This is a genomic window from Nostoc sp. 'Peltigera membranacea cyanobiont' 210A, from assembly GCF_002246015.1.
GTDB lineage: Bacteria > Cyanobacteriota > Cyanobacteriia > Cyanobacteriales > Nostocaceae > Nostoc.
Map to the genome: position 1 here is coordinate 142,107 of NZ_NOLJ01000006.1, position 12,920 is coordinate 155,026.

Consider the following 12,920-nt stretch of genomic DNA (forward strand, 5'->3'; position numbering starts at 1 on the left):
CAATCCCCAATACCCAATCCCCAATCCCTTTAGAGGTGTCATGGCTTATGAGATGAAAAAACAAAGAGCGATCGCAGTTGATTTATTCGCTGGTGCGGGCGGTATGACTCTTGGCTTTGAGCAAGCTGGTTTTGATGTGCTGGCGTCTGTGGAAATCGACCCGATCCATTGTGCAACACATGAGTTTAACTTCCCTTATTGCTCAGTATTATGCAAAAGTGTTGTGGATACAACCGGGCAAGAAATTAGGAATCGGTCTAAGATTGGCGATCGCGAAATTGATGTGGTAATTTGTGGCTCACCATGTCAAGGATTTTCCCTAATTGGGAAACGGGCTGTTGATGACCCCCGAAACTCTTTGGTGTTTCACTTCCATCGGCTGGTTTTTGAGCTAAAACCAAAATTCTTTGTGATGGAAAATGTCCGGGGAATTACAGTTGGTGAACATAAACAAATCCTCCAAACATTAATTAGCGATTTTAGAATTCACGGCTATAAAGTAGAAGAAAATTATAAAATTCTCAATGCTGCAAATTACGGAGTACCACAGTCCCGCGAGAGATTATTTCTTATAGGTGCAAGGGAGGATGTAGAATTACCGAAATATCCTCAGCCGATTACTAAACAAGCTTTACTAAATAATTTAAATTCTAAAAAAATATCTGACATTTCATCGAGTCCTACAGTATGGGATGCAATTGGAGATTTACCTGAAATAGAAAAATATCCAGAGTTACTAACAAGAGATTGGGTTGTTGCAGACTACGAAAAGCCTAGTAATTATGCTCTTGTACTTCGCGGGATCAAATGCCTAAATGATGATTATTCTTACAAACGAGAATATGATTTGCGAATACTTTCTTCAAGTTTAAGAACAAAACATTCTGCGGAAACTGTTAAACGTTTTCAGGAGACTCAACAAGGCGAGAGAGAAAAAATTAGTCGTTTTCATAAGCTACATCCTGCTGGTGTCTGTAATACTTTAAGAGCCGGAACAGATAAGTATAGGGGTTCTTTCACATCTCCGAGACCGATTCATCCATCTACGCCGCGCTGTATCACCGTCAGGGAAGCGGCGAGATTGCATTCTTACCCCGATTGGTTTAGATTTCATGTAACCAAATGGCACGGATTTCGACAAGTTGGTAACTCTGTACCACCGTTACTAGCAAAGGCTGTGGCGTCAGAAATTATTCGCAGTTTGAATATTTCGCCTTTTAAGCCGAGTTTGGGATACCAGTTGGGAGAGGAGAAGCTACTACAATTTAATATGTCCCAAGCGGCACAATATTATCAGCGGGACTGCTAAGAATACACTTTGTAATATGTGCAAGGTTGGGCTAAGTCCAAGCGCGGAAGAATGTACTATCTTCCCAGACATTAGCAGCCCGCCCTGCGATCGCTGTTAATTCTGGCTCCTTCAGGGGTACAAAAGCCCGTGCTATCTTGACATTATTCTCTAATTGTGGGACTGTCTGTGCTGCAATCACGCAACAATGAACCCCAGGCTGAGACAGTGTGTAACCTAAAGCTTCCTCCATACCTGTCAACGCACCTGATTTAAACAGCCGACCATAAGCCAAAACTTTCATCGCAATCACACCAACATTTTTTTCTTGAGCAACTGGTAGAACCACTGGAATAAATGGACGTGGGTGGTGTTTGTCGGCGGCATTTACAGGAATCAGTGTAGTGTGGAAAGGATAGCGACGTAACCCTTCAGCAATTACTTGAGGGTCGTGATGTCCGGTGATCCCAGCAAAACGCACCAATTTTTGTTCTATGGCTTCTTCTAAAGCTTTAATTGCACCAGATGAACTAAAGATGGTGTCGAGTTCTTCTGAAAAAGAGACGCGATGCAACTGCCACAAATCGAGATAATCTGTATTGAGACGTTTAAGCGATCGCTCCAATTCTCGCCATGCACCATCCCGATCTCTTTGATCGGTCTTGCTTGCTAGAAACAGCTTTGAGCGATGGGGTGGTAGCACTTTGCCTAAATAATCTTCACTCGGCCCATAACTAGCTGCTGTATCAAAGTAGCGAATGCCAAGTTCTAGCGCTCTTTGAATAATTGCCTTAGCATCACCCTCTTTTCCTTCGCCGCCGGATAGTGGCATTTGTCCTGCTCCAAACCCGAAGATAGGCAGATTTACTTCCGTGCGTCCCAGTACTCGTTCTGGGATAGTTGCTGGCGGTGTGGCGGTGTTGGTAGTATTTTGCTCAAAAGCATTAGTTGCCACAATACCTCCAGTTATAGCAATGCTGGTAATTAGGAAATTACGCCGCGTTTTTCCTTCTGTCATGATTGGCTTCGGGGGCGAAATAACTTTTATTAAAAAATTTTAGCTAGAGAGAATTAACCGAATATCCTTCTAAAGGATAAATCCATCACATTTCATCAGGATAGGTAAAAATAAGAGCGATCGCACTGCTTTTTCTAGTTTAGCTTTGAGGTGCGATCGCGTTACTTGCCAGCGACGGCATTTTTTTCAGCGTAGTTGATATTTTTCTGATATTCTATGATTTTTTGCTGGGCTACTACATAATTTGGGCTAGAAGATGGCACAGTTTTCATAAGTGCGATCGCAGCTTGCCACTGGCTCACAACTGTCTTCCACTCATCTGGAGATTTTGCTGATTGAGTAAGGTTAGCTGCATTAATTGCTTTACTTACTGCCTCTCGGAATGTATCAGTTTGGAGTAACACAGTCGGCGATTCTGAAGCTACTGGTGAGGGTGTAACTAATACAGGATTTGATGGTATTTGTGTTGAACTTTGAGAAGTTAAGGGGAGTATTTCTGAAAACCTTGAAGAAAAGTATATTCCTAGAGAAATTGAAAATATTATAAAAACGAACAATAACTTTTTATTTAAACTACGATTCTTCCGTCGAGTCTCGATAATCGGATTTTGTTCATTATTCGATAAAATATTTGATTTTATTTTGTGCAAACCCATTTCCCCGCGCAATTCATTAAGTTCTTTATCTGGATTTAAATTAGTGTTTAATTCGCTTGCATCTTTTTTTTGATTACCAGAATAAGCAGATATTATTCGTCGCCTTACCAAATATTCAATTTGATAAACCAGTGCCCCAGCAGAAACATAGAACACCCCAAATACTAATATTATATTATTATTAACATTTTCCATTGGTGTATAGTATTCAATTTGTCTGGCGTAGCTAATATTAAAGAACGGTAGGAGGATTGTAGAGAAAAAAGCTGCTATCAGTGTAGAAATTGCAATTACAAGCCAAGCGTATAATCCTTCCCACCAACTCATTATTCCTGGTAATAATCCTTGTGTTTTACCTATTTCGGGTGCTTGAATTTCTGACATAAACCGACTAATAAGCAAGTGTAAGCAGTGATGAGTCAAAGAAATTATAGGAATTGGAGATAAGATTAACAGTATTGTAAATATAGCCAATAATTCTGGACTGCTTACAAAATATGCGATACGGTAGCCTAACTTACCAGGATTCTTGAGTATAAATATAATAGCGCTCAAAAATAGATTCAAAACCAATGCTTTTAACCAAGAAGTAGGATAAGGAAACCATAAAGGCCAGTAAAACGTTTGTAGCTTTTGCTTAGGAACTTCTTTAGTATTCGGCTGTTTCATAACCAATAAATCCAAAAAACTAAGATAATATCTTCTATCTCAGGATTCCCCCTTTACAGGTAAAAGCAACATTTTCAAAATCTTTACAGCCCTATATTTCAAATTTACATAGATTTATTAAACTTATTACAAAAGCCCCGATTTTAGGCTCTCTCTGCACCTCTGCGTGAGGCAAATTAAACATTAACGTTCCTTTGTAATTACAGAGCTACCATTACTAATACTTACTTTTTGAATAAAAACGTTAGTACAAGATGATAAAATATCAGTACTTATTTGATTAGCAATAAATTCAAAATCTTTATTTGTTAATCCCCGTGCAGTATCGCCGCTTAGGTTAATAGAAAGAGTTAGGGTTTGAGGATTACTAGAAGACTGTTCATTATCTACTGCTTCTATTTCTGCTATCCTCAAATCGAACTCTTTACTCCAAGCTGGAAACTCCTTACCCGTTTGTTGCCCGTAAACTTTCACTTTTTGAACAGATACAGCCCCTAAAGCGGTTAACCCTTTGCGGATAAATGCAAGTAAAATTGGCTGATTTAGCACTTGGGCAGATTCTAGTATTACCTCCAAGCAAGCATCTTGGAAGGCAACTTTTGCAGTGATTCCTTTGGGGTGTAAGTGGCGGTTCATGAGAGATGCGATCGCTTCTACATTTCCCTGTTTTGCAAGTTTTAGAATATTTGGCTGTGTCATAACCAGTAAAAGAGTAAATCTAGGAAAATAAACTTATATTCTTAGGATTCCCTCTTGACAGCCTTCAGTAACATTGTGATGCAAAATATCAGCTAACCTGGGCTAAAATATTTAGTATAAAGATAGTCTTTCACAGACTTTTACAAAAATATATTTTCCCTGTATCAACATCAAAAACTAGTGTTTTTGTGCTTGCCAAATTAACAGGATTAATATTAATCAATTTCATTCCAATTCTAAATATGAAATTTTACCGAGATCATGCTTGGCCCTCGACGCTAGAAGAAGCCATAGTTATCCAAGAAACGCTGCAAAACCAAGTAATTACTGAGGATCAACTGCAAGAACCTATCCAGTATGTTGCTGGGGTGGATATGGGTTTTGAAGCTGATGGGACAATTAGCCGTGCAGCGGTTGCAGTCCTGAGTTTTCCTGATTTGCAAGTAATCGAGACAAGCCTAGCACATCGTCCTACAACCTTTCCTTATGTTCCTGGGTTCCTCTCATTTCGGGAAATTCCAGCTGTCCTCGATGCCCTGGAAAAGATTAACACAACACCAGATATCATTCTGTGTGATGGTCAAGGAATTGCCCATCCTCGCAGATTAGGTATAGCTAGCCATTTAGGGTTACTTATAGATATGCCGACAATTGGTGTAGCTAAGTCGAGGTTGATAGGTAAGCATGAAGAATTGGCAGAAACCAAAGGCAGCACACAACCACTAATATATAACGGGGAAACCATTGGGGCAGTTTTGCGATCGCGCACTGGAGTAAAACCTCTGTATATTTCCAGTGGTCATCGAATTAGTTTACCGACAGCGATTGACTATGTATTGCGCTGCACGCCCAAATATCGGCTACCAGAAACAACACGCATTGCTGATAAATTAGCGTCGGATAGATAAAGCTTGTTGAAGTTTTTTCTAAATACTTGCTTCCACCTACTCAATCATGTTAGGAATCGCACAGGAAGATGTTGAAGTAGCTAAATACGATTTACAAAGTTAGAACCATGAACGCACTAACTTTACAGTGGCACGATGCAGGTCAAGATAAAACTCAGAATATTTACGAACAACAGCCAAGTCAAAATCATGGCACTGTCCGCATCGGTCGTGACCCCCTCCGGTGCGATATTGTTCTGAGTCACCCTACTGTGTCTGGACTCCACGTTGAAATCTTTTTTCATCACCAGCAACAACGCTTTTATATCAGGAATTTGCGATCGCAAAATCCCCCCGTTATCGATGGACGGCAATTAGTCCAAGGTGAAATGCCTTTAACTGAAGGCACTAGTATGACTTTGGGACAAATAAAACTCAACGTTACAAGCGTTTCCGCAGGTAGCATTCCAGCAACAATTTTGCTACAACCCAGTCCAGCAGTAAATCTCGGACATCACCTCCATCAACCAACACCCCCCGCACCGCCGCCAGGAGTTTATGGCTTAGAATGCCCCAAATGTCATAAAGTTTCCCCAGGAGAGAATCTACAAATTGGCTGTCATTGGTGTGGAACATCTTTAGCTGCGGCTGTGAGTGTGTTGGTAGCACGGGGTAGTTGAGAAGGAGGGCAGGGGAAGCAAGGGAAGCAGGGGAGGCAGGGGAGGCAGGGGGAGTATGGCAAGAATTTCTAACTCTTGACCAATGACTAATAGACCTCTTGCATAAATTAAAAATAAGAACCCCACCCCGCCAAAGCTACGCTTTGTCTCCCCTCCCCGCAAGCGGGGAGGGGTTGGGGGTGGGGTGTTAGGGACTTTTGGAAGAGGTCTAATGACAAATGCCCAATGACAAATGACCAATGACAAATGACAAATGACAAATGACTTACAAATCCAATTGAGTTGGGACGAACCAGCGACGGGTGAACGGCGAGAACCACTGTTAAATATGCCGATCGCTTTTGGTCGAGAATTTGCTCGCTTACCTGCTGAACTCAGGGGAATGCGGGTTTCTCGGATGCTGCTTAACAGTAATGAAGTTTCTCGCTACCATGCCCTAATTGACTGGGAACAAGACCATTTAGTAGTGATTGACCAAGGTAGCGTTAACGGTGTTTATGTCAATGGCCAACCACAAACGCGCAGTGTCCTGGTTAATGGCGATACGTTGCAAATTGGCCCATATCTGATCGCAGTGACATTTGGTGCTAACGCCTCTGCACCAGATACCAGCCCCCCTTCAACGATTCACTTCAACGCAAATACCAATCGCCCAGACCCCAGCTTGCCTGTAGTCCAGCCGCTAACGCCCGTGGCAAGTAATTTCCCGCCATTGGCGTTTCAGGCACAAAAAGTCTCTGTGCAAGCACTTCATGCTACGGGATTACCAGTAGATGAATCTGATTATCTAGCGATCGGGGCGGGATTGGGTAGCTTTTTATGGGCTGATTTGTTGCGGATTAGTGGTGTACGTGCTGACAAAATTGTAGCTTTGGGGTTAGAGGCGGAACCTTATGCCCGTTACAAGCGCCTCTGTCTGAATTCGCAAATTCCTTTATATGAAAGACTGCGTTCTAATTCTGATTCTTGTCCCGATAATATTTGGGGTTGGCCTAGTTATGCCTTGCGTGAAGCTTGGGGAGACTTAGCCAAGGGAGAGATAAAGTCAGCATTCAAGTATTTATGGCAAGTGTTTGCTGAACCAACATTTGCAGAAACTTATACTCCTCGTGCGGGTAATGTCTTTGATTCCATAGATAGGGAGACGAAGCGCATTGGCTGGAATCAAATTTATCGCTATGGGCGAGTTAGGGTAATTCGCAAAACTGATGACGGCAGATATTGCGTAGCCTATTCTCGCGGCCCAGGAAATTATGCTTTTTTAGTTAGTCGTTATTTACATTTAGCTACTGGGTATCCAGCAATTCAGTTTCTCCCAGATTTGCAAGCTTATAGGGAAAAATATCAAGACTTTAAATCTGTAGTTAATGCTTATGAAGCCCACGATCATGTTTATGAGCAACTAGAGCAACATGGTGGTACGGTATTGATTCGGGGACGGGGAATTGTGGCTTCGCGGATTGTGCAGCGGATTTATGAAGCTAGAAAACGAAATCGGAATATTGCAGTTTTGCATTTAATGCGATCGCCTAAACCCCAAGGCAACAAATTTCAAAATACCCAGCGCCTAGTCAAAAATCATTACGAATTTCAACCCTTTAACTGGCCGAAAGCCTGTTGGGGCGGCGAACTCCGGGCAATGTTAGAAAAAGCTAGTCCCGATGAACGCAAGCGTTTACTAGCAGACTGGGGTGGAACTACCACCGCCGACCGCCGAGATTGGCAGCAAATTACTGCCCAAGGGTTAAGCGAAGGCTGGTATCAAATTACCTTCGGTGAGGTGCTGGATGTGGAACGAGATGCCCAAAACCGGACTATTACCCGTATCCGAGAGCAAAGCTTTGGGGAAATGAAATTGCTAGCTGACTTTATTGTTGATGCTACTGGACTGGATGCCAAGGTAGATGCCAATCCTCTCTTAGCAGATTTGGTAAAACATTACAATTTACCAGTAAATCATCTGGGGCGATTGACTGTAGCGAACAATTTTGAATTAGTAGAAATGCGTAGTGATAGAGGTCAAATGTATGCGGCTGGGGCGATTACTTTAGGTGGCCCTTATGCAGCAGTTGATAGTTTTTTGGGCTTGCAATACGCCGCATTAGTCGCCGTTGATGGACTGTCCGCTGCCCGTGCGCCTGGAATTCAAAGGTTGAATACTATAAGTTCTTTTAGCCAGTGGTTGAAGTGGGTGTTAAATCAGTCACCTTAGTATTAGGAGGCAGGGGGCAGAAGGCAGGAGGCAGGAGGCAGGAGGCAGAAGGCAGGAGGCAGAAGGCAGGGGGCAGAAGGCAGGGGGCAGAAGGCAGGAGGCAGAAGGGATAGAGTATTTATCTAGCTGTTTTGAGTAGCAAATCCTAATTTCGAGGATAAAAGGTGCAACTTCGAGGATAAAAGGCGCAACGTCGAGGATAAAAGGCGCAACTTCGAGGATAAAAAGCGCAACGTCGAGGATAAAAGGTGCAACATCGAGGATAAAAAGCGCAACTTCGAGGATAAAAAGCGCAACTTCGAGGATAAAAGGTGCAACGTCGAGGATAAAAGGTGCAACGTCGAAGATAAAAGGTGCAACGTCGAGGTTCAGAGGTTCAAGTGGCGATGTCTACGACGAGCTACGCCTACGCAGAATTCTTACTCTCTGATATTGTGAATAAAATCGGCGGTTAAAAACCGCGTCTACACAGGAAAAACCCGCCTCCGTTGGTTTCAAACCTTCAATTTTTCCTCAGTCCGCGTAGGCGGACTTTGTTTGTGTAGCCGCGAATTCCATTCGCCCTGGTTCTAAATTGACTACTTATTATTTATCCCTTGTGGATTGCACCATCACAGGCACTAAAGTTTTAACTAAACCCGTAATCGCCACAATCACAGAGGCAATTCCCGCGATGGAGACTGAAGTTAAAAATGCCGCCGCCAGAATAATTTCAGTAGGACTATATCCATCTCGCATCCAAGTAGATGGATTCTCTACCGATGTTGGCGAGGCGGGGATTAATTGCGAAGTTTGGGTGGTTTGATTGGAGTTGACAGGAGTTGTTAGAGCAGTTTTCATGGCTAAACCTCTTATTAGGCTGTAGGCTGAGTTTGTATGCCTTGGCTGATATTCCTTTTTCTGTTGAGGCGATAGAAGATGACGATGAACAAGAACTCAATGAGAAAGCTATAGCTGAGTTGCGGAAACTGCATTTAATACAATGGCAAAGTAAAGGAATTTATCGTCTACATACACTGATTCGGCAATTTTTCCAAATGAAGTTGGATGAGTCAAGTGAAGCGGATAAGGTGAAAACAAAGTTTACAGCGCAGATGGTAAAGGTGGCAAAGCAAATTCCTCAACAACCTAACCGTGAAGATATTTTAAACCTCACTCCCTTTATCTCCCACATTGCAGAAGTTGCAACCCACTTATCCGACTATCTGACCGATGAGGATTTAATCCAGCCTTTTACTAAATTAGGCTACTTTTATCAAGGTCAAGGGCTTTATCAGCAAGCAGAACCTTGGTTGCAGCAGTGTGAAAAAGTCACTAAAAATCGTCTTGGTTTAGAACATCCCGATGTTGCGGCTAGCCTGAACAATCTCGCAGAACTCTACCGTTTTGCAGGACGCTATAGCGAAGCCGAACCCCTGTATCAGCAAGCTTTGGCACTGTGGAAACGCTTACTGGGAGACAACCATCTCAATATCGCCGCTAGCCTGAACAATCTCGCAGTACTCTACGAATCTACAGGACGCTACAGCGAAGCCGAACTCATGTATCAGGAAGCTTTGGCACTGAATAAACGCTTACTGGGAGACAACCATCCCGATGTCGCCACTGGACTGAACAATCTCGGAGTACTCTACGGTTCTACAGGACGCTATAGCGAAGCTGAACCGTTGCTTCAGCAAGCTTCAGAATTGAGCAAACGCTTACTGGGAGACAACCATCCCGATGTCGCCACTAGCCTGAACAATCTCGCAGGACTTTATAAGTCTACAAAACGCTATAGCGAAGCCGAACCCCTGTATCAACAAGCTTTGGCACTGTGGAAACGGTTACTGGGAGACAACCATCCAAATGTCGCCATTAGCCTGAACAATCTCGCAGGACTTTATAAGTCTACAAAACGCTATAGCGAAGCCGAACCCCTGTTTGAGCAAGCTTTGGCAATTTGTGAATGTACTTTAGGTGTAGGTCATCCCGATACAATGGCAGTTCGGGGAAATTATGCAAGATTTTTAAGACAAGCATATCGTTAACGATCGCACCCTTTCAAAAAATCACACCAAATTGATGCTACACAACAGTTGTATGTTCAAATTTTAGCAGCGATCGCCCATCAATTCTAACTTCAAACAGCGATCGCTCCTTTTTATCTCTTCCTTCTCTGCGAGACGCTGCGCGAACGTGCCCTTTGCGTCCTTCGCGGTTCGATTCTCATGTTCCCTTATATCTAAAGTACAGTGAAAAGTAGAGCGATCGCTAGCTGTTTCGAGATTTACTCTTCACCTTTGATTGTTCTTTTAAAAACTCAACAAGCAAAATTAATTCCCTAATTATTCACAGAAGTTTTAGTTCCATTCGGTGTTTTTGAAGAAGTCACCAAAAAATGATGATGTCGCATCAACACAATTACCCAGTATTTCTTGGATACAAACAGTAGAAGTTAATGCTATTGGCTCCTGTTGTAGCAGCTTGGGATTTAGGAAAGGGAGAATTACAAGTATTGAGTTTGGCACTAAAAAATTCCGATTGTGCCGCTATTGTTGACAATAGAGCAGCACGGCATTGTGGTCAAGTTTTAGGTATTATTGCTATCAGAACCGGAGGCTTGCTGATATTAGCAAAAAGACGTGGACTAATCCCAAGCATATCTCCTGGAATTCAAGCTTTGCGTGATGCTGGTTTGTAGTTATCCGATAGTTTGGTCAATTTACTGAAAACTTCAAGCAGGAGAATAGCGATCGCCACCAATTTTAACTTAAAATAGCTTTTGTTCCCTCTTCTCTCTTCCTCTGTGACCTCTGCACCTCTGCGGTTAGATTCTCATGCTAAGTGACAAAGAGCGTAGACGTAGCCCATCGTAGACATCGCATAGCCATTTTGAGTACAAAACTCGAAACTTGAACTTCAGAGGCTCAAGTGACGATACCTAAAGGCAAGCCACTGCTTTGAAATATTTTTATCCAAATGGTATTTTTACTCCAAAGGGAGAATATTTACTAATAAAGACAAAGCTAGAATAAAAATAAACTTCACAAAGCTGTTTATGCAATGGGCTAATTTTCTAGCCAAAGAAGCTGCTACGAATGGCTTATCTCTAGAGCAAACGGTAGCTTTTGCAAAATCTTTTCAGACAGAAAACTTAGGTAAAACTAAAGTTAAACTTGCCAGCGAATTAAACGTTGATATTACTGCTTTCACAAAGTGGGTGGGTGAGGTACATGACAAGTTTGCCCAGAATTCTCCTGAGTTAGCGACTTTCAACAATCGAGACAAACTAGAAAAGTTACAAGCTTATCTGAGCCTAAAATATAATAGCGAATTAGATGCCCTCAAACCATTGGCAGCGATGAAATTATTCAAATCGCTAGTGGTTCGAGAACGACTGCAACAAGAAGCTTGGGTTGCCAGAAGAATTTGTAAGTTTTTGGGATATTTACCTTTAGCGTTAGAGTTAGTGGGACGATATCTGGATAAAATGCCAGATTTGTCTCTGGAAACACTGCTGAAGCGGCTAGAGAAGAAACGAGTGGAACATGAACCAGTAGTCAATGCTAACTCATTGATGCCTGATGAATACGGTATATTTGAAGCTTTTGAATTGAGTTGGGAACAGTTGGATGAAAATGCCCAAAGCTTTGGCTGTTTGCTAAGTTTGTGTGCTTTAGCTGACATTCCCCTATCTGTTGAGACAATAGAAGATAACAAAAAACAAAAACTCAACGAGAAAGCCATAGCCGATTTACTGGAATTGCATCTGCTACAACAAAAAAGTAAAGGAATTTATCGTCTAAATCCACAGATTCGACAACTTTTGCGAATGAAGTTGGATAAATCAAGTGAGGCGGATGAAGCAAAAAGTAAGTTTGCAGCCATGATGTTAGAGGTAGCAAAGCTAATTCCGCAACAGATTAACCCTGAAGATATTCTCAACCTCACTCCACATATCCCGCACATCACAGAAGTTGCAACTCACCTATGCGAATATCTAGGCGATGAAAATCTAATCACTCTGTTTACCAAATTAGCCTGGTTTTATCAAAGTCAAGGACTTTATCAGCAAGCAGAACCTTGGTTGCAACGGTGTGTAGAACTAACTCAAAATCGTCTTGGTTTAGAACATATCGATGTCGCCACTAGTCTGAACAATTTAGCAGCACTCTACGAAACTACAGGACGCTACAGGGAAGCTGAACCCTTGCTTGAGCAAGCTTTAGCACTGAGAAAACGCCTGCTAGGAGAAGAAAATACCGATGTCGCCACTAGCCTGAGCTATTTAGGATTAATCTACGAATATACAGGACGCTATAGCGAAGCCGAACCTTTGTATCAGCAGGCTTTAGAACTGTGGAAACGCCTAGTGGGAGAAGAACATCCCCATGTTGCCACGAGTCTGAACAATTTAGGAGCATTGTATTGTTATACAAAACGCTACAGCGAAGCCGAACCCTTGTTCAAGCAAGCATTAAAACTGAGAAAACACCTGCTGGGAGATAACCATCCCGATGTTGCCACCAGCCTGAACAATTTGGCACAACTTTACGAATCTACAGGAAGTTACAAGCAGGCCGAACCGTTGTATGAGCAAGCTTTAGAACTGAGTAAACGCCTGCTGGGAAATAACCATCCCGATGTCGCCATCAGCCTAAACAATTTAGCAGCACTCTACCGTTATACAAGACGCTACCGGAAAGCCAAACCCTTGTTTGAGAAAGCTTTGAAAATTTGTGAACGGACTTTAGGTATAAGTCATCCGACAACTATGACGGTTCGGGCAAATTATGCCAGCTTTTTAAGAGAAGCATATCAGTAGCGAT

11 protein-coding genes are annotated in these 12,920 nt (G+C 42.4%); 7 read left to right on the forward strand and 4 right to left on the reverse strand.

Going from position 1 to position 12,920, the window contains the following annotated elements; translation table 11 throughout:
• The first annotated feature begins 52 nt into the window (after window positions 1-52).
• On the forward strand, window positions 53-1,309 hold the full coding sequence (locus CDG76_RS19720) for a DNA cytosine methyltransferase (protein ID WP_223265302.1): 1,257 nt from the start codon (window positions 53-55) through the stop codon (window positions 1,307-1,309).
• Between the two features lie 31 nt (window positions 1,310-1,340).
• Here the strand turns inward: CDG76_RS19720 and CDG76_RS19725 are convergent, their stop codons facing one another.
• The 3 genes from CDG76_RS19725 to CDG76_RS19735 form a co-directional block, all read right to left on the reverse strand.
• A complete protein-coding gene (locus CDG76_RS19725; RefSeq protein ID WP_094350639.1) occupies window positions 1,341-2,306 on the reverse strand; it encodes an aldo/keto reductase in 966 nt (321 codons plus the stop codon).
• 161 nt (window positions 2,307-2,467) lie between these two features.
• Complete coding sequence (locus CDG76_RS19730) at window positions 2,468-3,646, reverse strand: hypothetical protein (RefSeq protein WP_143854124.1); 1,179 nt, start codon at window positions 3,644-3,646, stop codon at window positions 2,468-2,470.
• A 168-nt stretch (window positions 3,647-3,814) separates the two neighbouring features.
• Complete coding sequence (locus CDG76_RS19735) at window positions 3,815-4,330, reverse strand: hypothetical protein (RefSeq protein ID WP_094350641.1); 516 nt, start codon at window positions 4,328-4,330, stop codon at window positions 3,815-3,817.
• A 242-nt stretch (window positions 4,331-4,572) separates the two neighbouring features.
• Between CDG76_RS19735 and nfi the strand changes: the two genes are divergently transcribed.
• The 3 genes from nfi (at window position 4,573) to CDG76_RS19750 (ending at window position 8,109) form a co-directional block, all read left to right on the forward strand.
• A complete protein-coding gene (nfi, locus tag CDG76_RS19740; protein WP_094351059.1) occupies window positions 4,573-5,238 on the forward strand; it encodes a deoxyribonuclease V in 666 nt (221 codons plus the stop codon).
• A gap of 107 nt (window positions 5,239-5,345) precedes the next feature.
• A complete protein-coding gene (locus CDG76_RS19745) occupies window positions 5,346-5,897 on the forward strand; it encodes an FHA domain-containing protein (RefSeq protein ID WP_094350642.1) in 552 nt (183 codons plus the stop codon).
• Between the two features lie 253 nt (window positions 5,898-6,150).
• Entirely contained in the window at window positions 6,151-8,109 is a 1,959-nt protein-coding gene (locus CDG76_RS19750; RefSeq protein ID WP_094350643.1) for an FHA domain-containing protein, read from the forward strand.
• A gap of 585 nt (window positions 8,110-8,694) precedes the next feature.
• Here the strand turns inward: CDG76_RS19750 and CDG76_RS19755 are convergent.
• Entirely contained in the window at window positions 8,695-8,949 is a 255-nt protein-coding gene (locus CDG76_RS19755; RefSeq protein WP_094350644.1) for a hypothetical protein, read from the reverse strand.
• Between CDG76_RS19755 and CDG76_RS19760 the strand changes: the two genes are divergently transcribed.
• The 3 genes from CDG76_RS19760 to CDG76_RS19770 all read left to right on the forward strand — a co-directional run bounded on the left by CDG76_RS19760 (window position 8,931) and on the right by CDG76_RS19770 (window position 12,916).
• Window positions 8,931-10,139: a tetratricopeptide repeat protein gene (locus tag CDG76_RS19760; RefSeq protein WP_143854125.1), complete on the forward strand. Its 1,209-nt coding sequence runs from the start codon at window positions 8,931-8,933 to the stop codon at window positions 10,137-10,139. The two genes, CDG76_RS19755 and CDG76_RS19760, sit on opposite strands and share 19 nt — an antisense overlap.
• Before the next feature lie 410 nt (window positions 10,140-10,549).
• Window positions 10,550-10,792 (forward strand): DUF3368 domain-containing protein, encoded by a 243-nt coding sequence (locus CDG76_RS38500; protein WP_223265303.1) that lies wholly within the window; start codon window positions 10,550-10,552, stop codon window positions 10,790-10,792.
• Between the two features lie 357 nt (window positions 10,793-11,149).
• Window positions 11,150-12,916: a tetratricopeptide repeat protein gene (locus CDG76_RS19770; RefSeq protein WP_094350645.1), complete on the forward strand. Its 1,767-nt coding sequence runs from the start codon at window positions 11,150-11,152 to the stop codon at window positions 12,914-12,916.
• Window positions 12,917-12,920: the final 4 nt, after the last annotated feature.

Coding starts and splice junctions, on each gene's coding strand:
- CDG76_RS19720 (WP_223265302.1), top strand. CDS start 53: ATGAAAAAACAAAGAGCGATCGCAGTTGATTTATTCGCTGGTGCGGGC.
- CDG76_RS19725 (WP_094350639.1), bottom strand. CDS start 2,306: ATGACAGAAGGAAAAACGCGGCGTAATTTCCTAATTACCAGCATTGCT.
- CDG76_RS19735 (WP_094350641.1), bottom strand. CDS start 4,330: ATGACACAGCCAAATATTCTAAAACTTGCAAAACAGGGAAATGTAGAA.
- nfi (WP_094351059.1), top strand. CDS start 4,573: ATGAAATTTTACCGAGATCATGCTTGGCCCTCGACGCTAGAAGAAGCC.
- CDG76_RS19745 (WP_094350642.1), top strand. CDS start 5,346: ATGAACGCACTAACTTTACAGTGGCACGATGCAGGTCAAGATAAAACT.
- CDG76_RS19750 (WP_094350643.1), top strand. CDS start 6,151: ATGACAAATGACTTACAAATCCAATTGAGTTGGGACGAACCAGCGACG.
- CDG76_RS19755 (WP_094350644.1), bottom strand. CDS start 8,949: ATGAAAACTGCTCTAACAACTCCTGTCAACTCCAATCAAACCACCCAA.
- CDG76_RS38500 (WP_223265303.1), top strand. CDS start 10,550: ATGCTATTGGCTCCTGTTGTAGCAGCTTGGGATTTAGGAAAGGGAGAA.
- CDG76_RS19770 (WP_094350645.1), top strand. CDS start 11,150: ATGCAATGGGCTAATTTTCTAGCCAAAGAAGCTGCTACGAATGGCTTA.